The organism is Palleniella intestinalis (assembly GCF_013166595.1).
Taxonomy (GTDB): domain Bacteria; phylum Bacteroidota; class Bacteroidia; order Bacteroidales; family Bacteroidaceae; genus Prevotella; species Prevotella intestinalis.
In genome coordinates this window covers 15324-39177 of sequence record NZ_JABKKG010000015.1, presented here as the reverse complement: position 1 = coordinate 39177, position 23854 = coordinate 15324, and the positions used below count along the sequence as shown (strand labels likewise).

Sequence of the window (23854 nt, the reverse complement as noted above, 5' to 3'; positions counted from 1 at the left end):
ACATTCAACAACAATTGTCATGAATCTGAACTCTCTACTAAAAAAATATTTCACAGAGGACATTGAACATCATCGCATAGAGATGTTTGATAAGGATAATATTTATGCCGTATTCCAAAGTTCCATAGACCATCTGATGAAGTTTGCAGAGATAAACCTAAGTGTTTTGCAGGGACTTGGATATTGCTTGTATGAGATTCTTGACAACGTAATCACACATTCGGAAAAGAAATGCGGAATCCTTATCCATTCTTTCGACAGTGAAAAGAGTACTATAAAGATTTTAGTGGCAGATGACGGCATCGGAATTTGGAAGTCATTGACAAGAAATCCTGAATATATAGATGTTTCAGAAAAGGATGCATTAAGTATCTGCATCAACAACAGTGTAACTGATGGTCATGGTATGGGATTCGGACTTTACTCAATGAGCAGATTAATAAAGTCAGCAGGACTAAACATGAGCATTCATTCCGGAAGTTCGATGTTAAGATACAAGAGCAATGAGTTTGTTGTTGAAGAAACTGACAATTGGGAAGGCACAATCGTATGGCTTGAATTGCATTCAGATGTAGACATTGATGCCAACAATGTTGTGGAGAATCGCACAGATGCCGCAGGTGAATTCAATGACGCTTTCATCAATGATGACAATCAACTATGGTAAAAACTTTTAAGATATATGACTACATTCAATTTCAATAGGTTCGGAAAGAATCTTGGCACACGCCAACTTGGGGAGCAAGTTAGAAACGAACTACTGCAGACGATAAACAGCAATGATATGACTATCCTTGATTTTGAGGGTGTTAACATCGTTGCAAACTCGTTTGCGGACGAATGCATTGGCAAATTGCTCCTGCACATGTCGCTGAATGAGTTGAAGTCACGCACCACATTCCGTTCTGTGAATGACACTGCACGTGTATGTATAGCCACTGCCATCAAAAGAAGAAACATGATGCTTTAAGAGCTTTTTCATTAAACCTATGCTTATTGTGATTGGTTGAAAAAGCAGACGGACATGCCAAAAGACACATACCGCAGACAGGTGAAGCAACAGAATGCTTTGCCATAGAGAAAATAAAAGTATGAGCCACCGTATTACAATTATCGTAATACAGTGGCTCATATTTAATTTATTTGCAAAATATTACATTTATCTTCACCTGCATGCTGCGTCAATCATTTCCAGTTCCTCTTGCGTGAAAGGAGCGGAAGAGAGGGCTTTAAGGTTTGTCGCCAGCTGTGGGACGGAGCTTGCACCGATGATGACACTCGTCACGCGCTTGTCGGCAAGAATCCATGCGAGAGCCATGTCGGAAAGAGCTTCGCCACGCTGTCCGGCAATAGTGTTGAGCGTCTTTATTGTCGCAAGCATCTTCTCGGAAAGGACATCCTGCTTCAGATGATTGCCGACAGCCATGCGCGAGTCGGAGGGTATGCCGTTGAGATAGCGGTCGGTGAGAAGCCCTTGCGCCAACGGTGAGAAACCGATGAAGCCTACTCCGGCATCGCAAGCCTTGTCAAGAATGCCGGAGTCCGCAACCTCCCGGTCAAGGATGCTGTACCTGCCCTGATAGATAAGGCACGGCACATCACGCTCCTTCAGATACTTGAAAGCGTAGTCCGTAGCCTCCAGAGGCCACCGCGATATGCCGACATACAGCGCCTTGCCTTGGCGCACGATGTCCACCAACGCCTGCAGGGTCTCGTCCAACGGTGTCTCAGGGTCATAGCGGTGGGAATAGAACAGGTCGACATAGTCAAGATTCATCCTTTTCAGGCTTTGGTCAAGACTTGCCATGAGGTATTTCCTTGAGCCCCAGTTACCATAAGGGCCTTCCCACATGTCATAACCCGCCTTTGAGGATATGAACATCTCGTCGCGATAAGGCATGAACGATTTCTTCATCATCAGTCCGAAGGTCTCTTCCGCCGAGCCGTAAGGAGGGCCGTAGTTGTTGGCAAGGTCGAAATGCACCACTCCGTGGTCAAAGGCGTAATGCGCCATTGCCAGTGAGTTCTCAAAGTTGTTCACGCCGCCGAAGTTATGCCATAGTCCAAGGGATATGGCTGGCAGTTTCACACCGCTCTTTCCGCAGCGCACATACTGCATCCCTGCCTCATAACGGCTGTCGGATGCCTTGTAAATAGGTGGTATCATAGTTACGGTTTTATTTGTTTCTCATGCTTTGTCTTTATTTTCCACGCAGATTTCGCTGATACACGCAGATTTAAAAAGTACTGTTTATACCAAACCATCTGCGGCTATCTGCGGAATCTGCGTGACATTAATCCAGCACAACCGTGCCTTTCAGCGTGGCGCTTGACGACTCCGTGATGCGCACATTGACATACTCGCCGGCATGGAACGCCACTTCCCTACCCTCCGCATCCGTCGCCACACGATCGAAGACAACCATCTTGTTCTGCGAAGTGCGGCCGCAAAGCTGCTCACGTGAGCGTTTGCTGTAGCCTTCGACAAGCACCTCGAAAGTCTTGCCGATGTCCTTGCGGTACTGCTCGGCAGAAATCTCCGTCTGCAGACGTATCATCTCGTTAAGGCGGCGTATCTTCTCCTCCTCACTGATGTTGTCAGGCAGATGCTTGCTGGCATACGTCCCCGGACGCTCGGAGTACTTGAACATGAAGGCGGAATCGTAGCCCACCTCCCTCATCAGCGAGAGACTCAGCAGGTGGTCGTCCTCCGTCTCATCATGATAACCCACGAAAATGTCCGTCGTTATGGAGCATTCCGGCACTATGCGCCTTATGGCTGCCACACGGTCAAGATACCATTCGCGAGTGTATTTGCGGTTCATGAGTTTCAGAATCTTGTCGGAACCCGACTGCACAGGCAGGTGGATATGCTTGCATACATTAGCATATTTTGCGATAACCTCCAATGTCTCGTCACTCATGTCCTTCGGATGCGACGTCGTGAAGCGCACACGCATCCCCGGAACAGTCTCGGCAACCATGGCAAGAAGCTGCGGGAACGCCACTTTCTCGCCATTGTTCTCCGCACAATAGGAATTCACATTCTGCCCGAGGAGCGTCACTTCCTTAAACCCGCGCTCCTGAAGGTCACGGCATTCGTTGAGGATGGACTCCACCTCACGGCTGCGCTCACGGCCTCGGGTGTAAGGGACGATGCAGTAATGGCAGAAGTTGTTGCATCCGCGCATGATGCTCACGAATCCTGACAACCGCTGTCCGCGGGTGCGCTGTGGAAGGATGTCCTTGTAAGTCTCTGTCAGCGAGAGTTCTGTGTCAATGGCTTTCTGCCCCAACTCACACTGTGCGATGAGGTCAGGAAGGGCAAGATAGGAGTCCGGTCCTGCCACAAGACTGGCATGGTGCTTCTCCAAAAGTTCCTCCTTCATGCGCTCCGCCATGCAGCCAAGCACACCGAGAATCACCTTGCGCCCTTTGTTGCGGTAGATGTTGTGCAACGTCTCCAGACGATGCAGCACCTTGTTCTCCGCATTCTCACGCACAGAGCACGTGTTAAGGAACACTGCGTCGGCGTCTTCCACCGACTCACACAATTCGTAGCCCGCCATTCCCATGACGCTGGCAACAACCTCCGAGTCCGCCACATTCATCTGGCAGCCGTAGGTCTCAATAAACAATTTCTTCATACTTTGTTCTATAAGTTTTGGAAACATCTGCAAAAGTAATCATTTTTCCCGATAATCCACACATCTCCGGCATATTTTTCACACTGCGCACAAAATCCGAAGCAAAATGCTGTGCCACAGTCATAATCGCCACACCATGGCAGAAACCATGAAAGAACACCAAAAACGCACGCAGTTTCGTTAAATGATACAAAATACAAACTTTATCTGTTAATCTTTGTTACCCCCCCTAAAAATATAACAATGATTAAAAGAATTATTACTTTTGCATAAGATAAGATGCACCGCAGCAATTTTTCACCAATTCCAACTGCGTTATGTTTACTTATCTTTACAGCAAAAAGAGAATGACTGCACACTTAAACATAACAAAATAATCGGATTATCATGAAAAGAAATGTACTCTGCAAGAAACTCATCAGGCTCAGCCTAATGTGTCTCTTTTTCATTGCCATGCCGCAACAGTCGGCCGCACAGATGGATGCCGAAGCGGCAGACTATAGAGGAGAAGGCATGGCACTAAGTGAAGTAAAATTAGCGGCTAAGCAAGATGGCATACCGAACATAAACGATGCCAATGCCACACGAGTACTGCTCTACAACGTAGGCAAGGACATGTTCCTGAATGCCGGAGGCTACTGGGGCACACGTACTGCGACATTCACAGTGGGCATGCCATTGATTATCTCTAAAGTAAACACATATAGCAATGCATATTATATTCGTGGCCCATTCGCTAATACGCAAGATGGCGCAACAGGTTCATGCATGGCTTTTGTGAATGATAATGACCTTACTCGACGCGGAGTCTACTATGACAGAAACGTAAACCATACAACTAACAATTCCGGCTTCTATTTCGAAGAGGTAAGCGGACAAAAAAATGTCTACAGAATCTACATCGTGATGAATAACCGGAATTATTACCTCTGTGCAGGTTGCCCTATGGTCGTCAATGTCTTCGACAAAGGCAACAACAATCTTGTCCGTGCATTGACAGACACAGAACGCATAGGGCTCAGCCTCAATATAGAGAACACATACTGGAAACTTGTCTCTGACAAGAACATGGAAGCACTCTTCACCGAGGAGTACAAAGGAACGATGAATGTCCTTGCCGATGCTTCTTTCCTCATGCGTGCACAGGGTTTCAACATCTGGAACATTTACAACACGTACGATGAGAAATCTGGAAGAGGATGGAGGACAGAAGGAACTGTGGACTGTGTCACGGACTACACCAAGGCATTTGAACATATATGCGGAAGCGACGCAGGCGGCCTGCATAATGCTTTGGCACCTAACTTCGGCATGTTCCAGTGTGCCGGACTCCGAAATGCCTCTGAAGGCGACAAGCTCTATCAGACTGTCACAGTGAGCAAACCGGGATGGTACATGCTCGAATGCCAGGGATTCTTCAATGACGAGAACGGACAGGCTCCTTATGCCAACCTGTATGCGAAGTTCCTTACTGACGACGGAAAAGACCCGGTGAAAGGCTCGGCAGCATGGGCAACAACGCCACTGCTCGGTAAATCCTATGGAGAGTCACGACTGAGCTCTGTCAACTTCCAATCACAGACATTCAAGAATGTCAATTACAATGGTAATCATTTTCTTGCTGCTGACATAGACGACGGAAAGGTGTCCAACAAGGTAGAGGCGGGAGTGCTGTTCTATGCTAAGCTCTACCCTAACTCTGTCATGATTTATGCAAACATACCTGCCGGTGGAAGCAAAACCATGGAAATCGGCATTGAGATGACAAAAGCAATGAAGAGCCCTGACACCACTAATGCTGACGCAGCGGAGAACGACTTTATCTATGTCGATGACTTCCGCCTGAAATACCTCGGAGAGAGCTTCGCACTCAGCGAAGACTGGAGCAACTTCAGGAAACCGGGAAACAGTGCAATGGAGGAAGACTACACAGCGTCATACAGCAACAAAGCACTGATTTTCAAGCGCAACCTCACCACCGGCAAGTGGAACAGCATCTGCCTGCCTGTCGACCTTAAAAAATGGCAGCTGCAGAAAGCATTCTCCGTGAATGTAAAACTGGCAAAGCTGGTGGAGTGCACGCATGAACAGGGGCATGCCGGACGCATTGAGTTCTCACTCGTCAACCTCAACGGAGCAGCAGACAATGATGTCGTCATGAATAGCGGCGAGTGCTACATCATCAATCCGGGCGAGGGAAGCGTCATAACCGATAATTCCATGGATGTCGGTGATGTCAATCTGTCGAACATCGAACCACCATACTACATCATCCCTCAGGTGTCGCTAAAAAAGCAAGAGATGGTGGAGGATGTTCTGGGACTCTCCCCGGATAACCTCAAGGGATTCCACGCGTATGAGTACGAGAACGGAACGTACATCAACAACAAGTCTTACGGACTCAAAGGCGAAGAATTCAAGGACTGCCGGCTTGACATATACGCCACTTTCGAGGGCGGACAAACAGCACCTGCGAACTCCTACATCTTCCACGGAGGAGACATCTACCACCTCACCTCAGAGTTCCCCGTTCCGGGCTATAGCTGGTGGATAACAGACCTTGACCAGACAGACCAGGGCACTACCCCTGCAAAGCGCCACTCTCTGTCGTTCGGCATGGATGGCATCAGCGACAGCACAACAGTAATCGAGGGAATAACTGCCGACACCACAGGATGTGGCAATGCGGCTGTCTACAACCTCTGGGGACAGGCTGTCCGTCGCGGCACCACAGACCTCAGCGGGCTCCCAAGCGGAATCTATGTCGTCAACGGAAAGAAGATTTCTGTAAGATAATCACCTAATATGAGGATATGCCCTCATGGCGCATCCTCATGACAAACCCTTATCAGAAAACTATGGAACACAAAACAACAAAAGAAGAAAAGACAATGAAAAAGAAAAAACCTTATATAGCTCCAGAAATAAAAATAATCCCCATGGACATAGAAAACCTTATGGGGAATCCTACATCATGGAATGTCTATGATGAGAATGGCAACCCTACCGGCGATGGTGGCAGTGTCATCGAGGGCAACCCGGGAGAGAAACCCGGCGGAGCAAAGGAGAACCCGTTCTCAGGTCCTTGGGAGCTGGATTTGTGAGGCGTAAATAACACAAATGTATGTGGGAGCAGGGATGTCGCCTACCATCCGAAAGACCTATAAGCAGACAATCCTTTCATCTTATGACAGAGCGGAAGACATTCCTGCACACATACATCCCGAAACGCCCGTGCCTATGCATGACAGCATAAGCCGGGAAGCATCTCTCTGCGACACAAACCGCCGGAATGCGTGTATCACGCCAGATAAGTGGAAGAACAAACATCAAGAAGCACCGTTCTGCGGACATCCGCAGGACTGCAATGAAGCAGTACATTATCTTATATCATGAGAAACATATATCCCGTGGGCTTCGCCTTTCAAGGCTTGGTTCACGGTATTCGTCCGCATCCTACAATAATTTATAAAATGGTTTATAGTGTGAGAAAGAGAGAGAAAGCGCATCCCAAAGCCGTGACGGCCGATAAGGGTGCGCATTTTTTTGTCCGCATGAGACATACACAAGAAAGGGAGAATCTCCCACATTAGGCTACATCTTTGCTCGTGCTAACACTCGCTCTTTGACATGTCAATTTCAGGGAAAATCACTTTTTCTTTCTGTCTCAGAAAAAAAAACGCAATTTTCTTTCTCTTTCAGAAAAAAAAGATTATTTTCAGATGTTGTACCCGGTAAAACTCCACAAGTTGTTGTGAAATCACATTTTCATTAAGAGATGTTTCGCATAAGATGTGGCGGAGCCACAGTCCTTACGGTAACCGTCGGCTTCAGCCGTGCGGATTAGAGATAATCTCCATTAGTTGTGTGGCAGCGCCACACTCTTTTCTGTTTCAATTCCTTGCACCCACAATAAAGGAGTGTGGTTCCACCACACAATGCAGAGAGCATTCTTGTTGCCCCACTGCTGAAGCAGGGGGTTACCGTAAGGATTGTGGCTCCGCCACACTTTACAACAAAATCCTGTTGTTGTATGCGAGGATAGGGGCTTGGCACAACTGAAACAGATTAATGATAATGTGTTTATGTGTTTGGTGGACACTAATACAATTTCGTTGAACCCACGTTTTAAAGAAACATATAGGTGACCTTTCACCCGGTAAACTATGACACTTTATATGAAAAGAGGTGACCTTTCATTGCGTGAAAGGTCACCTCTTGATTTTCCGTCCGTAAGGTTACGATTAGTCAACCACCACAACCTTGCCCTTGTAGATGTACATGCCCTTGGCAAGTCCGTCAAGGCTGTCCGCATTCCTGCGCACACAACGACCGTCGATGGTGTAGACATTCGTGTTTGCCGGCACGGCATCCACCGTGTTGTCCGTGATGCAGTCAATGCCCGTCATGGCATTCGCGTTCTGCGCCTCGGTGATATGCGCCACGAGAGAGTTGAGGTAATGCTCAAGGTTTGTGTAGCCGTCGCCCTGCACCAGCGCACCGTCAGCAGCGTCATTAGGGTTCAGGCCGTTGGCAAGCTCCCATGCGTCCGGCATGCCGTCCTTGTCCGTGTCGAAATCGTCAGCACGCTTCTCCTCCTTCAGCACAGGGAATCCGCCTGCCTCATCCTGATTGTTGACAAAGCCCGGAGAAAGTCCGGCTCCCGTGTATGAAGCCTTCTTGTCACGCACATCACCCACGATGTATGTGTCGTGGGAGTCACGCCACAGCGATGCTCCTGCATATTCGAGCACGTTTGCATAAGCCTGCTCCGCAGAATGTGTGGTGACAGGCATATAGTCGATAGGCTCTGAGAGGCGCATTGCCTGCTTCACATCCTCGGTGAATGTGCCGTCCACCTTTCCGTTGTTAACCTGTGCATACATGCCGTAAGTCCATTGGTCCTGAGGAGTGATTCTGCTTGCATAGTCAGGGTTCACATTGCCGTCGACGTAGAACGTGCCCCACTTGTGCAGCATCTTCTTCCAGTCATTCCATGTTACGGTCACTTGCTTGCCGTCGACATCGATCTTGTTTGTCGCCATGTCAATCTCGAACTTCTTGCCGCTTATGGTGACATAGTTCTTGCCACCTGATGCAGAACCGCTGACATTCTTGTCCGTCACAGTAATGCCGGTGGCAGACGTGTAGCTTGATGCCACTTTCGCTTTGTCAAGGCAGTAATCTACAGTGCGTATGCCGATGTTGGCAATGCGGTAGCGTCGTGCCTCTGCCACAGACTTTGTGGCAGGACCCGGCTTGTAGTAGTTGTTGACGATGTTCACGTTCATGCCCTCGCCACCGTAGCATCCTTCTCCTGCCCAGTTGTAGAAAACATTGTTGCGCAAGTCCATACGCTCATCCATCTGAGTTCCGGGACGCGGACCGAGGCGTGGCACACGGGAAGTGTGGTGAGCCATAAGGTTGTGATGATAGGACGCTCCCGAGCCTCCCCAGTTGCCGCCGTAGCCGTGCGAGCCTTTCGAGTGACCGGAGTTTACAAGGCTCTGGTCAGCGATGCACCACTGCACGGTGATGTTCTTGCTGCCATAGACAGACAGGCACTCGTCGATAGACCATGAGACAGAACAGTGGTCGATGATAAGATCCTTGCGGTCCATGCCGCCAAGGCCGTCGCCCTCATGCTTTGCGACATTCTCATTGCCGAGACGGAAGCGGAGATAGCGCATGATGACATTGTCGCCCTTGATGGTCACAGGCCATCCCGCGATGCAGATGCCGTCACCCGGTGCAGTCTGCCCGGCGATGGTTGTGTTTGAATTCACATTAAGTGGGCTTTTCAGATAGATTGTTCCTGACACATCGAAGACGATGGTCTTCTTTCCACTCCTGAGTACAGCCCAGCGCAGCGAACCCTCTTTGTTGTCGTCTCCAAGATTGGTGACATGGTAGACCGTGCCTCCCCTGCCGCCGGTGGTGTACATGCCGAAGCCTTCCGCCCCCGGGAATGCCGGCTGCTGTGCCATGGACGGCGTTGCAGCCATGAGTGCGAGAAGAAGTGTTGGAAAAAGTTTTCTCATGATGTTTGTTTTATGTTTTAGTTTTGTTATTTTACCGTTTATGGATTTTATGGAATATAGTGCAAAGAAACGGGTAAGCGAGCGAAGACCAAACTTGTTTGGAATCTTCCGAGCGTGAGTTTCTTATAAAAAGATACTGCAAAGTTATGCCTTTTGCATGAAACAGGCAAATTCAGGCGCATAATTATTACTATATATGAATGTTTTTCCCCTGCTTTCCAAAAGAATTTACCCCTATGCAAACATATATTACCAGAGAAAGATTCGCCAATGGAGTTTGCTTACTTGTAAAAAAATAGTATATTCCGGAACAGATAATTGAGAAAAAACTTGTTTTCTGTTCCGGAATATACTATTTTTGAATGATATGTGCTGAATGCCTTATCTCCTGAACTCAAAAATCTTGTACAGATACTTCAGTGATATGAGGCAGATGTTTGTGTACAGTCCGTTTCTGCGGCATGCCGTGACATTCTCTTTGCTTATCAGCCATCTGTTGCGCAAGTTCTTTGTGCTTATGCCACCGGTGCGCATGGTGACAAAATCCTTCTTTATATATCTTGTCTTTATGCGGTGTTTGTAGAACAGGCGTACTAAAAGGTCGTAGTCGGAGGCAATGCGATAGTCCAATGAGAACGTGCCGTATTTCTTGTAGATATCACGTCGGACATAGAACGACGGGTGGGCAGGCATGAATCCGAATCTCATCATCCATGGACGGAACGGTGCGCTGGAGTAGTAGCGTACGCACTTGCCGAGGTTATCGTTGTTTACGAAATGTATGTCGGCATATACTGCTTCTATGCCAATATCTTTATCAAAGGCGGCAGCTATCGTTTCAAGCACATCGTCAGAGGTGTAGAAGTCATCCGAGTTGAGTATGCCCACGATGTCTCCCGTTGCCATTGCTACGCCCTTGTTCATGGCGTCATATATGCCTTTGTCCGGTTCGCTTATGACGCGCATCCTGCCATTGAACAGCGGTTCATAATGGCGGACAATCTCCAATGTGTTGTCATTGGAGTTTCCGTCCACTATGATGTATTCGACATCTTTATGACTTTGCCTGAGAACGGACTCCATGGTATCGGTTATTGTCCTTGCGCTGTTGAAGGTAGTTGTGATGATTGATATTTTCATCTTATAATGATTAACGAACTGTTCTTAAAAAAAGCCATATTACGAGATATATTCTATATTTTATTTTAAAAATCAAAGATGTTGTCTCTTTAAAACCACCTGATGACACATTATTGGCATGTCGGCGGTAGTGGATGAGTTTGTCAGATATCACGACTGCATCAAAAAAGAATGCAGCAGAAATAAACAGCCAGTTATCATGTGTACACATTTTGTGATTTGGTGGAAATGGCAAAGCCTTTTCCAATATTTTGCGTCTGAAAGCTATACAACATCCTAAATAACTGAACTTTATAAGATTGTTAATGATTCCTGGTTTTGATTTTCTTGATTCGTAAAACGACTCTGCTATCTTATTCTCCGATTTGTCAACGATGTCTGCATCATGTACTATAAGACTATGTTTTTTAAGATACTGCATACATGTCTGTACTTTGTCTTCTACCCATATATCATCTTGGTCTGACAGAAATATGTATTCACCTTTGGCGTGTGCTATCGCATTTTCAAAATTTGGAGTGTACCCATGTTCCTTTTCGTTAATATATACATGTATTAAAGGAGAACCAATACTTCTTATGACATCCAAGGTTGAATCGGTAGACATGTCATCAGATATTATGATCTCGTCATTATCTGTCAACTGTTTCAATATCGACTCAAGCTGCCGATGGATATATTTTTCTCCATTATATGTTGCAATACAAACAGAAATCATATTTTATATATATTATTACGTATGTTGGCCAATGTTTCTTTCGAGTATTTCTCAACAAAAACTGTATTTGCATTATTTGCTAGTTGTTGTCTGAGATTTTCGTCTCTGATTAGCTTCATCAAGCCTTTGGCAAACTCTTTGCCACTGTTTGCAATAAGGCATGATTCTCCATCCATAAAATCAAGTCCCTCAACACCGGTTGATGTTGTTATAATCGGCATGCTCAAAGCCGCTCCGTCAAGTATCTTCATTCTCATTCCACTACCAGAAATAATTGGAACCATGAGAATACCACCATAAACTGCAGCGGCAAGGTCTGGGACAAACCCCATTACTTTAAGGTTGTGTTTTGGTATATTGTAAAACATATCCTCGTTCCATCCCCCTCCAATAATAGCTATTGAAATATCTTTGAATCGTTCCCAATCAATGTTTGGGAACACGTTATCACATAACCATTTGACACCTTCGACATTTGGAGCGTGACCGGCACCTCCGATAAACACAACATTCTTATTCCAACCGTTATATTGCCTGACTTCTGTATTGACCGCTGCAGGCGAAGATACAATTCTTGTTGTCACACCATCGTTTGATAATATTGCTTTATCTATATCTGTGAGGGTTACAATAATATCATATTTGTTCAGCAAATTGATTTCTTCTTGTTTCAATCTTGCCAATATTTTTAGTTCGGATTGAGTCGGAGATAGATTGTTCATCATTCTCTTATCTCGTATATATCTAATCTCATGATGTATGAACACTCTCTTAATATCTCTTGGGAGAAATTCTATCAGACCGAGATAAGGATAAAACTCCACCTGAATAACATCACTTTTTTGTTTTTCAACAATATTATTTACAAAAGATATAAATGCCTGTGACAAATCGTATCCATATGGACGAATAATGCGTTCAACCTTGAAATTTCTATTGTTACCACACATCTTTATTTTAACTGCTCTCTCAATCTTTGAAAACAAGAAATGAGGATGGCATAGTTGTTTGGCAAAACTGAATGGGAAGAACTCTACTTCCGGCCATAACTGTTTGAGTTTTTTTAACGCACTACTGCTGTTATGTGCATTTTCGGGATATATTATGGATATATTGTGTTTGGTTCGTAAGATGTCGATGACATTGTATTGAGCTTGTGCTCCACCAGAATCCAGCGGAAATGGCAAAAGGATTGTTATGATTGTAATGTTCATAGTCTTAACGTTTTTTCAAGGGAGATCTCCACGGTTTCGATTATAGTAATAATGTCGTTCTTGATATGATTGTGCTCCCAGCAAAATGTTTTCGTATTTTGCAGTTGGTATGTTTGTAGTTCCTATTATCTTAAAAAGACAATATATGGTAATGAAAGAAGCAAACAATTTTCTATTATTTGAATAATAGAAACATTTAAATAAGTCATACCACAATATCCAATAAGCAAATACAAACAAATTTGACAGACGGCGGCTAATTTCATCTATTTCACTAAAAATGAAGAACATAAGAAAATAAAGAAGTATACAGTTGAGAAAAACAACATTTTCTTTCCTTATCTCTTTCAATTTGTTCATGTAGCAAAAAATAAGAAGCCCTGTAAAAAGACGTTCCAGATAACCAATAGAAATGGTAAAGCCACCTGTCTGTTGCATATTATTATATATTTCAACCTTGCTTACTGCGAGCAAGGTTGAGTCTTCAACGAATACAGAAGCGATAGACATTATAACAGGAATGTTCATTAGAAGCACTATGTTTCCTAATATAAATGCTCCGAGGTAGACCCATTTGTTACAGTTCTTATGCAGAAAGAAATATAAAGGGAAAAACACTAATGATGACATATGGAATGACAATGCAAGGAGGCAAAGGGAGAAATAAGGCAATGGCTTGCGTTTCTCCAAATAATCAAGAGCATTTAAGAATATCAGAATAGCTATTGTGTTTCGCATCAGGTTGACACTCATGACAAGACCACCCATGGCAAGAAACAGCACCATGGCAAATGGAATGTTGGATATTCTTTTTTTTAGAAATGCATAGAGCAATGCTATATTGATTATGGTACATACAAAAACAAAGAACTGGAAATCATCAATTATCGCCTTACATATAAGGATAAGCAATGTGAACCCGCATTCAAAATTCCCATAAGTCGGAATTAACATAATATTTTTTACTGTACAAGCCTCAAATGCGGGATAATAACTAAGCCAATCATCAAAGATATAGCCGCGAAAACCAAAGAACAGTATGAAAATAATAATGCATATAGCATTTATTTTCATACGAATTCCCTCGTCCTTATAAGCATAGTGCGCTATTGATAGAAACCCGTATAAAAGCATTAAAGTTATATATGGCAGTGCAAATATCATTTATGAATAATTGTTTTTAAATTTTTGCCAAAGATAATCCAAAATCCATAGCAGACAATTCCTCCGAACACAAAAAGAATAACGATAACTGAACGTGGAGTACTTGATGCCTTTAACGGCACTGTTGCCCGCTGAATGATGGTAAATGCGGGAGTATATTCTTGCACTTTTGCTTTTGCTATCTGCAATTGCTGCGACATTTGGCTGTATACATTGAATTTGAGTTGCATTTCGTTTTCAAGATCTTCCAGTTTTGTCTTGAATAATTGCAACTGCAACTCATTATTGGCATCAGCATAGTCAGCATATTCTTGACGAGCCTTGTCATATTGTTCCTTAGATTCACAGAACAACTTTTGGGAATATTCAAGATCTTTTCTTGCCTTTTTGGTGCGGTAGTCTGTTATGTATTCCTGCAATCTGTTTTGAATTGTGTCTGCAATGATTGCTGAAACCATAGGGTCTTGGTCTTTGACAAATATGGTTATTATATTGGTCTTTTTGTCTATAGAGCATGAAATGTTTGAGCGAATGAGTCCAACAATATTTGTCTGAGGCTTTGTTAGTTTGAAACTGTCCACCTCTGTCGGACTCGCTGTACTATCTGTCTTTTCCAAAAGCATAGAAGCCCATATCATTGGGTACTTCCAGAACGGATGTTTTTGGTCGTTGGAAAGATAATTATAGTAGGTTTGTGTTTTGTCGTCTGTCTTTTTATTTACTTTTACATCAAACAAGTTGATTATGAAGTCAGAAGAAGCTAATACATCGGGATAAATTTCAGGATAAATTGCATCTAATGACGCACCTTTACCTCCTAAATCTATACCTACCATAGATGCCATACTTGAAATGCTTCCAGGTAATTTGCTGGAACCTGACATTTCTGGAGCAAGTACGACATTTGTTGTGAATTGTTTGGGAATACTTAATGCAACAACAACTCCTAACACTGCAGATACTACAAAAACAATACCTAGCTTTTTTTTGTTCTCCAATATCTGCTTAACAATACCGATGATATCTATTTCCTTGGTATTTTTTACCTCTTCCATATTTTTATATTTTTAAACTTAAACTTATTACTCTATTTAATTTACAAATTATGTTAATGGTATGTTCCATTTGCATTTATATTGCAGATTGGTTGTTCTTTTGCCAATTTCCTTTGCAGGCACACCTGCAACAACATTGTAATCAGCAACATCTTTTGTCACAACTGCACCGGCACATACAACAGCACCTTTACCGATTGTCACACCTTGTAGCACTGTCGCATTGACACCAATCCAAGCATAATCATTGATGACAATTGGTGCGAACTTACCTTGGAAAGTTGACGAGTTCACATCATGACTGCCTGTCATTATGCAGGCATTATGCGATATGGATACACTGTCTCCTATCGTTATACCTGCCCTTGCATCTATTGTACAGCCACGGTTTATGTGACTGTTCTTCCCTATTGTTAGAAGATTGGCATTCATGATGTAATTCTTTTTCATGATGAATGCTCCTTTTCCTATAGATGTTCCCATACGGCGGAGATACCATCGGCGGATGCTCCAAAAAGGGATGTGTGGCAGGACATCATTCACATTGTATTCAAGCAGTATGGCTTTTATCCACCTGAAAACGGATGATTGGCGCAGGAATGTGCCTATGATGAGCTTCATGCAGAAGGCCAATTTCCTTAAACTCATCCTGCCTTGTGATGTTATTTTATAATTGAGCCACAGGTTTCGGTAAGGATGGTTGGACACGCCTTCTATACAGTAGGCTTCAAGCATGGCATCCACTTTCTCAAACCTATAACCTTCCCTATAAAGTCTGTGCAGCATTTCCCAATCAAGGGCGTATCCCAATGTTTTCTTCTTCGTAAGGTCAAAAAGATGCTTCTTATGGACTTCCGCCCTTATCAATGACGAGCCATGCCGGAATGTTGGTATCATATCAAGAAATTCAGTATTTCCGTTTGCTTCCATATGTCTTCGGAATTCTGGATGAACCTCTATACTGTTGGCATAGATGACATCTGTATTCTCTGTATCTGCCAGCATAATAGTCTGTTCCAAAGAGTCATTCCCTACATACACATCACCACTGTTCAGAATATTTATCCAATCACCAGTACAGTGTCCAATGCCTTTGTTCATTGCCTCATAGATACCGCCGTCAGGCTCAGAGTGCCAGAACGCAAGCCTGTCGGCATATTCACGAATGATATCTGCCGTTCCATCAGTAGAACCTCCATCAATGACAATATACTCCTTCTCAGTCCATGTCTGTGAGAAGAAGCTCTCCATTGTCTGGCGGATATTGGCAGCATCATTATACACAACGGTTATGACACTTATCTTATTTCGTTGTTTTATTTGTTCCATATCCCTTTTGCCTCACTTTTTATCAGCAGACGACACTGATACATATGTATCGCTGCCATTAATGCGTAGCACAATGCCATACAAGTTGCAATACCTTCTATCCCAAGTCTCTCCCCTTTGGTGTAGACAAGCAAAAGGTATATTGCAGTAAAGACAACTGATGTATAGATTTGTATCCTTATTTTATTTATTCCGTTCAGTAAGCACGTTATGCCACAGTTAAGGTTAAACATCAAAACATATACCAACACACTCACGGATACCGCAAATGGTACAGGCACACTGTCTCCAACCCACATCTTATAGAATATCCCACTGCAACCCAACATCACCAGCCCCACAGCAGCCAGTACTCCCCAAACTTTCATGGATTTTCCAAATGTTGTCTTTATCCATGCCATGTCATTCTTCACATAGGCATCAGTATATGCGTTCCACATAGGTGAGATAACGATGGTATATGCAATAATCAGAATATTGAACCACTTGTAAGCTATATTGTATGTAGTGACTGCTACCGGACCACAGTATTGTGTTATGAATATATTGCTGCTGCCGAAGATTACAAGGCAACTTGTTATCTGTATGGCAAAGAATCCCAACCCTTTTGTCATTATCTTTTTTGCAATGTCCATATCAACTTTTCTTATTGAAGGACGTAATTGCGGATACTTACGGAACACAGGCACGGCACTGAGCATGAATACGAACACCGGTGTGGCTGTGAACACTAATACTACATTCACCAGGCTTCCGGGAACTGTCTGTGTGAGGACATATATAATGGTGAGTGCTATGACATTTCCTAATACGACCAGCAGGTCATTCACTGCGTAATGCTGTAACGCCACGAATATCATACCTATGTTTTTTACAACAAAGTTGACAAACGTAAACATTACCGCAACAGTAAATGCTATTTCCAGTTCATGTCCAGATACAGAACTTACATTGAAGAAACTGTTCAAGTCCAAAAGTGCTATCGCCGTATATGATATTAATCCGAATACCAACGCTATGGCACTTAAAATCACTACAGTCGTACTCACACACATCCTTGCCTCTTCCCAGTCGCCACGTGATATAGCTCCTGTCAGATAATTCCGCATTCCATTACCCAGTCCGATGTCAGAGAAAGATATCCAATACAGAACAGATGATATTGTCAGCCATATTCCATAAACTTCACTGGTGAGATATCCCAATGTGATTGGGACAATAAGGAATGACGCAATCATTCCTATGCCTTTCAGCACAGCCGAGCCAAGAATGTTAATCTTGACTTGGCGAGTTCTATTGTCCCCATCGGAGAATCTATGTAAGATTTGTTTAATCAAAATTTATTTGCAAAAATTACTATTTTTCATTCTATTTCCATTCATCACAGAGTTATTCCGACACTGTCGATGTGTTCTCGTATTGCAGGGTTCTTTATTGTCTCATAGTGGAGTACATCCACGAAAAACGGAAGCATGCTTTCCTCTAATTCTGAACGTAGATGCATGATTGTGTCCAATGAAACATTTGCACCCTTTATTGCGATGTCTATGTCCGAGCCTTGCTTGGCACAACCCTTTGCCCTTGATCCGAAAAGCACAATGTTTTCTATCTCAGGATAATGTCTGCACACTGTTTTCAAGATATTGATGTGTTGCTCTGATAGTCCTGTATTCATCGTATTTTGGTGAAATCGTTATACATTTTCTCAAGCATTGGCAGATAAACAGATTGGATTTTCCTGACTATTTCCTCTGCAGTTGCATCATCATAAGTGTGGACGGTAATGTTCCTTGACATCAGAGCATCAAGCCATTTGTCAGCGTCTTCTATGTAGCCGCTTTGAAATGCCTGGCGTATGGTTGCTTTTGGCGACTGTACAGAGAATCCTTCTGACTCAAGGAAATCTTTCAAGGTTTTCCATGCCAACTCAAAAGTGAATTCGAATGTCTGTATGAGTCCTGCCTGCATAAGGAAATTATCTGGTTCCCGGGCAAGCATCGCCACTCCTTCTTTCAGGCGTGAGAATGCTTTCTCAAAGTTCCAGAATCTTTACTTCCATCTGATGTTTTCTGCAAGTATGTCGTTCATTTCTTCCACTTTCTTATATATCTTTCCACCGTTCACGCTTCCTCCACCTTCCAGTCTGTAATGCCGCGTCCTTTGGTACTGAAGTTTATTCAGAGTTTGGGTTAAGAATTTCCGAGACTAATCTTCTGAGTTCGTCTTTATTAGGCAAATACAATTCGTATTTCGACACAAATAGATTTGGATCCATTCCATAAGTTGCATACTCAACTAACAATTCATCTTTTTTATGACCGAGTATTATTCCTATTGGAGGGTTGTCATCAGGCATATTCTCTTCATTTGAGAAATATCCCATATACATGTTCATCTGCCCTATATCCTGATGCTTTACCGCATTTTTCTTAAGATCAATAAGCACAAAGCATTTTAATATCCTGTGATAGAACACCAGGTCTATATGGTAATGTCTGTTACTTATTGTAAGTGGATATTGTCGTCCAACGAAAGCAAACCCCTTTCCAAGTTCCAAAAGGAATGTCTGCAAATTTTCTATCAGTCTTTGTTCCAAGTCATGTTCGCTGTACCTCTGTTTTTGTGGCAGACCTAAGAACTCCAATGTATACGTGTCTTTTATTATATCGTTTGGTTGTTGGATAATATTCCCACTTTGTGACAGCTTCAAGATTCCTTTTTTGTCTTTACTTGATGCCAATCTCAAATACAAGGCACTATCCATTTGCCTTCGCAATGAACGCACATTCCAATTGGACACTATACATTCTTTTTCATAAAACTCACGTTCCAACTTGTCATCAATTGTTATCAATTCACAGATATGTGACCAACTTAATTTGTCAGACAGTGTCTGACAAATTGGATAAACAAGGTAAAATTTTCTCATATTATTAAGATTCGGCCTGCTGTACCCTTTTCCTAATTTCATGGTGAGAAGTTTTGCCAACGTTGTCAACAGGGCTGTCCCATATTGTGCCTTGGCATTACCTTGTTGTTCAAATTCAACTATATATTTGCCAACATTCCAATATGTTTTTACCAATGAGGTGTTTATGTTTTTTGCCAGATGTGCTTTCTCTATAGACACAAGTGCAGCAATATTATCTGCGAGCCGGTTCAATGCCGTATCTTGCATCATATCTGTGTCAGTATATTTTTGTATCATATTGCTGGTTCTATTAATCTATTATTTGTATTCAATTGTCCTCCACCTTCCAGTCTGTTATGCCACGTTCCTTGGTGCTGAAGTTTATCCCTATCTTCACTGTCGGCAGGTTGAGGAGGGAGAAGCGTTCTGCATAGTCCTTCAGGTCTATCTGATGCATGGCTTCGTCAGCAGATTTGTCAAGTTTTGTCTCGATAAGGTACAGCTTGCCCCACAGCACCATGACAAGATCCACACGTCCGTCACTGGTATGAACCTCAACATCGCCGTAGGCTCCGAAGAGGGAGAACACGACATAAAGCATCTGCTGCCATTGGCTTCGCCCATTATCGGCTTCACCTCGGCATAGCTCAAGCAGGCTTGGCTCTGCGCTCGGTTCGCACGATAATTGTCCCTCATGGTCGATGTCGTTGCAGTAAGGAACGGTCTTGAAGAATTTCTGCAATAGGCAAAGAGCACCCTCTATATTCCCTTCCAAGAACATTTCCGCCAATTCTCCGATTACGGTTGTCGGCAGTTCGGCATTTATATAATTGGGTATCAAGGCTTTCATAAGCCCAGTGCGAACCTCCTTGTTTGGTATACTCAGCGTATATATCTTAGATAATGGCGAATAGCCCTTTATCGTCATGTATCCACTTTGGTAAAGCAGTGGCATGATTGAGCGCATAGTTTCCACCGGTACATCGAAATTGTCGGCGGTGGCCTTGCATATTCCGCCAATTTCTGATGGCAGTGTTTTGTATTTGCGCATCATCTCAATGAGATATGTTGGTGTGCCTGACGCAAACCAATAGCTGCCTGTCTCCGTACGCTCGAAGCAGTTGAGCAGACTGTATGGGTTGAAGATGTCCGGGGATTTCGGAGAGAAATGATAGCCGTCATAATTCTCCGTCAGTTCTTTGACAGCCTCTTCGCAGGTGAGACTGTTATGCTCTGCAAACATGTCTATGTCTTCACTCATTGCAGTAAGCAATTCTTCCTTTGTTATTCCGCATATCCCTGCATACTTGTCCCACATTGAGACATTGGTGATGTTGTTCAGTTCGGAGAATATGCTCAGTTGAGAGAATTTCGTGATGCCGGTGAAGAAGACAAAGCGCAGATATGGGTCGCTGGCCTTCAACGGGCTGTAGAAATTACGCATGATATGGCGCAGATTCTTCAGGCGGTCGCCCTCATGGGCTACATCAAGGAGCGGAGCGTCATACTCGTCTATGATGACTACCACCTGGCTGCCCGTCTGCTCGTAAGTGTGCTTCATCAGTCTGGCAAAACGGTTGCCGCTTCCAATGACATTGTCCTCACAGCAATACTTCCTCTCATATTCTTCCACCTGAAGACAGAGGTAATATTCCAGTTCCTGCTCATTGAGGTGCTTTGCTTTGCTCATATCGAAATGCAGGACAGGGTGATTCTTCCACTCCTTTTCAAGATTCTCTATGGCAAGCCCCTTGAACAAATCCTTCCTGCCCTCAAAGTAGCAGTGCATGGTACTGGCAAGGAGCGACTTGCCGAACCTCCGGGGACGGCCGAGGAATACGTACTGAGAATTGCCATGAGCCAAATTGTAAATCAACTCGGTCTTGTCTATATACAAGAAATTGTCAGAACGTATCTTATCAAATGCCTGTATTCCTATAGGATATTTGTGCTTTGCCATATTGCCTCCGCTTTTATTATGTTCTTAAATATATCCTGTTGCCATACATGATATATGCAGCTCGCGCTTCCACTCCTTTATGCTATATTAACGCCTTGTTCTCATTAATATTGTGGAAACATGGCTTTAATCTGTATGACATCAGGCTCATGATTCCACAATAATATGGCAAAGATACATTTTTTTCTTCATATTGCCAAATGGTTATGGCATTTTTGTTTCTGTTTCCTGTAATTTCAATAACAGATGTTATAGTAATCGTTGTTATAGACCGTAAACATTGGCAGGAAAGAACTCTTTCATTCCTTTTCACTCTCGGCAGAAAAGCCGGAAGGAGTGACACCATATTTCTGCTTGAAACAGCGAGCAAAATACCGCGAATCGGAATATCCGCAGCGGTAAGCCACCTCGGAAACACTGAGTTTCTCTCCTCCGTCAACCCCTCCAAGGAGTTGTGCGGCTCTCTGCATCCTTGCATCTATAAGGAGCTGCGCGGCAGTAATGCCCACAAGGGAGCGTAGCTTGCGGTTAAGATTGCTGCGGCTTGTGGCGGCGAAGGATGCCATGTCATCGATGTTGGCATCACTGTTGGAGATGTTCTCCTCTATATATTCCTTCACACGGTCAAGGAATTTCCTGTCCGCAGCAGGAATACCGGAAGGAAGTTCTTCCCCTATCTCCTTGACTGAAGTGTTTCCGTCACTGCCGGCTGACTTGTCAAGGAGGGCCATATACTTCTCCAAAAGTTCACGACGCTGACGGTGGAGCTCACGGACATGGAACACTGTATACACCGCTCCCGTAATCATAGCCATGACTGTAAGCCATCCAAAAAACCGTGCCCAAAGAGTTTCATACCAGTGAGGTTTCACCACTATCAGAAGCCGGCGTGTGTTCTTCACCCAGCGTCCGTAACGGTCTGTGGACTGCACTTCCAAGATGTGCTCTCTCGGCTGCAGGTCATAGAATGCCAGTGAACGGTCCTTTGAGGCATGGCTCCACGGTGCGCTGTCAAGCCTTGTGCGGTAAAGTATCTCGGAATTGTCAGTGTAATCCAGCGTAGCGAATGACAAGGAGAAATTTCTTTCATCCGTATCTATTATTATAGTATCGGTGTTGCACACATCAAGGCGCGAACGTTTCCCATTGACCGCCAGTTCCGTAAACAGCAGCGGTGGGACATAGCCCGGAACATCCATGCTGCGCCGTGTAGCGATATACGCCCCCTGTTCCTGCCCGAAGAGCCATGAGTCAGGAGAAAGTTGCAGAGGACGCTCCTCGGAGAAATGGCTCTCGTCATTCCAGAAAGTGCTTGAATAAGTCACTGTCTCATCCTTTTCAGGCGAGAAGTCCATCACTCTGTCTGTGGATACTATCAGAAGCCTGCCGTCATCCTTCAATGCCAATGCATGGCAAGCATCGGAGGTCAGTGAGGAATTGGCTGTGTTGTAATGCCGGAATGAAGGTTTCTCAGAGAACAATGTCTTTTCGTCCGTCACATCTATGCCATTGTTTTCCGTAGCAATGAATATACGCCCTGCCTTATCCCCGACAACATCCATCAGAGCATTGCCCGCAAGACTTCCCTCATCCTTCCCATTACGCACCAATCTGCGGAAAACAGTCTTCCGCAGGTCTTTTCTATCAACAATGCCCAAGACCAATCCGTTGGTCGTGGCACAGACAATGTTCCCCGAACGCGTAGGGTATATGCGCCTTACCTTCACCTTCCCGTCCGCAATGCCCTTCATCGGGAAAGTCACAAATGACGGTTCTTCCAAGGCAGGATATTCAATACACGCCACACCGCCGCCGAATGTAGCAAACCAAAGACGCCCGGCAGAGTCGTCTACTATATGATAAATGACATTGCATGGCAACCCCTCCTTACCAAACTCCTTTATTTCATACGTGCCGTCGTGTCTGCTCCTCAACCTTAGCAATGCTCCCGGCTTGCATCCTATCCAGATGTCCCCATTGCGTGCCTGCATCATACTGTATGCACGGTAGCCGAATGAGGTCCTCTCCCTGTGAAATCTGCCGTCTCTGCCAAGATACCCCACCAACCTGCGACCGCGGTTATAAAGGCGTATGCACTCGTCCTCCTTCGTGGCAAGCCACAGACGGGAACCTTTGTCCAAAAGAAACGCTCTTGCCTGCACTCCCTCCGTACCCTCTACAAGCTGTGCCGGATGCTCCGCACTGCTTGTCTTCGTCACTCCATAGCGTCCTACATGCCAGAGATTCCCTTCCCTGTCGCGAAAAGAAACCGTACACGTGTTCTGCTTGATTCCGCACTTTGACAAATCGAAATCAGATGTCAGTCTGTAAGTCCGGGCATCCAACTTGAACGCACCGTCCTCCGTAATGCAAATGATGTTTCCTGCCTCGTCAAGTGCCATTTGCCGTATCACTTCCGAACGTATGTCAGCACCGTCCCCCGGATAGGATTTCACCTGCCTGAACTCATAACCGTCGAAACGGTTCAGCCCGTTCCATGTCGAGAACCAGATGAATCCTTTGCTGTCTTGAAGAATATCAGAAACTATCCAATGGGACACACCCGAATCTGTGTTATAAACAGTCTCGGATGTCTGCGCAATGCTTCTCTGCACAAAGCAGAGCAGGAACAGGATATGGAGTATCAGATGTCGTGACATAAGTGTTTTTATGCT

Annotated in this window: 19 protein-coding genes and 1 pseudogene; 5 read left to right on the top strand and 15 right to left on the bottom strand. The window is 44.3% G+C overall.

The window, feature by feature from the left end; genetic code table 11:
• Window positions 1-19: 19 nt before the first annotated feature.
• Together HPS57_RS14145 and HPS57_RS14140 are read left to right on the top strand one after the other, a co-directional pair.
• Window positions 20-667, top strand: coding sequence for an ATP-binding protein (locus HPS57_RS14145; RefSeq protein WP_172184293.1), 648 nt, complete (start codon window positions 20-22; stop codon window positions 665-667).
• A 15-nt stretch (window positions 668-682) separates the two neighbouring features.
• On the top strand, window positions 683-970 hold the full coding sequence (locus HPS57_RS14140; RefSeq protein ID WP_172184290.1) for an STAS-like domain-containing protein: 288 nt from the start codon (window positions 683-685) through the stop codon (window positions 968-970).
• A 195-nt stretch (window positions 971-1165) separates the two neighbouring features.
• Here the strand turns inward: HPS57_RS14140 and HPS57_RS14135 are convergent, their stop codons facing one another.
• Both HPS57_RS14135 and miaB read right to left on the bottom strand, forming a co-directional pair.
• Window positions 1166-2167 carry an aldo/keto reductase gene (locus HPS57_RS14135; protein ID WP_172184285.1) on the bottom strand — a complete coding sequence of 334 codons (1002 nt, stop codon included), beginning with the start codon at window positions 2165-2167 and terminating at the stop codon, window positions 1166-1168.
• 127 nt (window positions 2168-2294) lie between these two features.
• Window positions 2295-3647, bottom strand: a complete 1353-nt coding sequence (miaB, locus tag HPS57_RS14130; protein ID WP_172184281.1) for a tRNA (N6-isopentenyl adenosine(37)-C2)-methylthiotransferase MiaB — start codon at window positions 3645-3647, stop codon at window positions 2295-2297.
• Window positions 3648-4034: 387 nt separating this feature from the next.
• Here miaB and HPS57_RS14125 point away from each other — a divergent pair, with 387 nt between their 5' ends.
• From HPS57_RS14125 to HPS57_RS14115, 3 genes are all read left to right on the top strand, one after another.
• Window positions 4035-6443 carry a hypothetical protein gene (locus HPS57_RS14125; RefSeq protein WP_172184278.1) on the top strand — a complete coding sequence of 803 codons (2409 nt, stop codon included), beginning with the start codon at window positions 4035-4037 and terminating at the stop codon, window positions 6441-6443.
• Between the two features lie 95 nt (window positions 6444-6538).
• Window positions 6539-6751 carry a hypothetical protein gene (locus HPS57_RS14120; protein WP_172184275.1) on the top strand — a complete coding sequence of 71 codons (213 nt, stop codon included), beginning with the start codon at window positions 6539-6541 and terminating at the stop codon, window positions 6749-6751.
• A 16-nt stretch (window positions 6752-6767) separates the two neighbouring features.
• Entirely contained in the window at window positions 6768-7043 is a 276-nt protein-coding gene (locus HPS57_RS14115) for a hypothetical protein (protein ID WP_172184272.1), read from the top strand.
• Window positions 7044-7891: 848 nt separating this feature from the next.
• On the opposite strand, the gene HPS57_RS14420 is transcribed toward HPS57_RS14115, so the two are convergent.
• The 13 genes and pseudogenes from HPS57_RS14420 to HPS57_RS14050 all read right to left on the bottom strand — a co-directional run bounded on the left by HPS57_RS14420 (window position 7892) and on the right by HPS57_RS14050 (window position 23839).
• The gene (locus tag HPS57_RS14420; RefSeq protein ID WP_253946593.1) at window positions 7892-9652 is read right to left on the bottom strand and encodes a pectate lyase; all 1761 of its coding nucleotides are present in this window, start codon (window positions 9650-9652) and stop codon (window positions 7892-7894) included.
• Between the two features lie 417 nt (window positions 9653-10069).
• On the bottom strand, window positions 10070-10828 hold the full coding sequence (locus HPS57_RS14105) for a glycosyltransferase family 2 protein (protein WP_172184269.1): 759 nt from the start codon (window positions 10826-10828) through the stop codon (window positions 10070-10072).
• 10 nt (window positions 10829-10838) lie between these two features.
• Entirely contained in the window at window positions 10839-11546 is a 708-nt protein-coding gene (locus HPS57_RS14100) for a glycosyltransferase family 2 protein (RefSeq protein WP_172184265.1), read from the bottom strand.
• The gene (locus tag HPS57_RS14095; RefSeq protein WP_172184261.1) at window positions 11543-12760 is read right to left on the bottom strand and encodes a glycosyltransferase; all 1218 of its coding nucleotides are present in this window, start codon (window positions 12758-12760) and stop codon (window positions 11543-11545) included. The genes HPS57_RS14100 and HPS57_RS14095 overlap by 4 nt, the downstream gene beginning before the upstream one ends.
• Before the next feature lie 15 nt (window positions 12761-12775).
• Window positions 12776-13924, bottom strand: a complete 1149-nt coding sequence (locus HPS57_RS14090; protein ID WP_172184258.1) for an EpsG family protein — start codon at window positions 13922-13924, stop codon at window positions 12776-12778.
• On the bottom strand, window positions 13921-14979 hold the full coding sequence (locus tag HPS57_RS14085; RefSeq protein ID WP_172184255.1) for a Wzz/FepE/Etk N-terminal domain-containing protein: 1059 nt from the start codon (window positions 14977-14979) through the stop codon (window positions 13921-13923). The genes HPS57_RS14090 and HPS57_RS14085 overlap by 4 nt, the downstream gene beginning before the upstream one ends.
• A 48-nt stretch (window positions 14980-15027) precedes the next feature.
• The gene (locus tag HPS57_RS14080; protein WP_172184252.1) at window positions 15028-16308 is read right to left on the bottom strand and encodes a glycosyltransferase; all 1281 of its coding nucleotides are present in this window, start codon (window positions 16306-16308) and stop codon (window positions 15028-15030) included.
• The gene (locus tag HPS57_RS14075) at window positions 16296-17645 is read right to left on the bottom strand and encodes a lipopolysaccharide biosynthesis protein (protein WP_216653419.1); all 1350 of its coding nucleotides are present in this window, start codon (window positions 17643-17645) and stop codon (window positions 16296-16298) included. The genes HPS57_RS14080 and HPS57_RS14075 overlap by 13 nt, the downstream gene beginning before the upstream one ends.
• 44 nt (window positions 17646-17689) lie before the next feature.
• Window positions 17690-17983 carry a nucleotidyltransferase family protein gene (locus HPS57_RS14070; protein ID WP_172184249.1) on the bottom strand — a complete coding sequence of 98 codons (294 nt, stop codon included), beginning with the start codon at window positions 17981-17983 and terminating at the stop codon, window positions 17690-17692.
• Window positions 17980-18345: pseudogene (locus HPS57_RS14065) on the bottom strand (nucleotidyltransferase substrate binding protein); the annotation flags it as partial. The pseudogene HPS57_RS14065 and the gene HPS57_RS14070, both read right to left, overlap by 4 nt.
• 136 nt (window positions 18346-18481) lie before the next feature.
• Window positions 18482-19516 (bottom strand): PDDEXK nuclease domain-containing protein, encoded by a 1035-nt coding sequence (locus HPS57_RS14060; RefSeq protein ID WP_216653417.1) that lies wholly within the window; start codon window positions 19514-19516, stop codon window positions 18482-18484.
• Window positions 19517-19547: 31 nt separating this feature from the next.
• Window positions 19548-21179, bottom strand: coding sequence for an ATP-binding protein (locus tag HPS57_RS14055; protein WP_172184246.1), 1632 nt, complete (start codon window positions 21177-21179; stop codon window positions 19548-19550).
• Window positions 21180-21478: 299 nt separating this feature from the next.
• Window positions 21479-23839 carry an AraC family transcriptional regulator gene (locus tag HPS57_RS14050; protein WP_172184242.1) on the bottom strand — a complete coding sequence of 787 codons (2361 nt, stop codon included), beginning with the start codon at window positions 23837-23839 and terminating at the stop codon, window positions 21479-21481.
• Window positions 23840-23854: the final 15 nt, after the last annotated feature.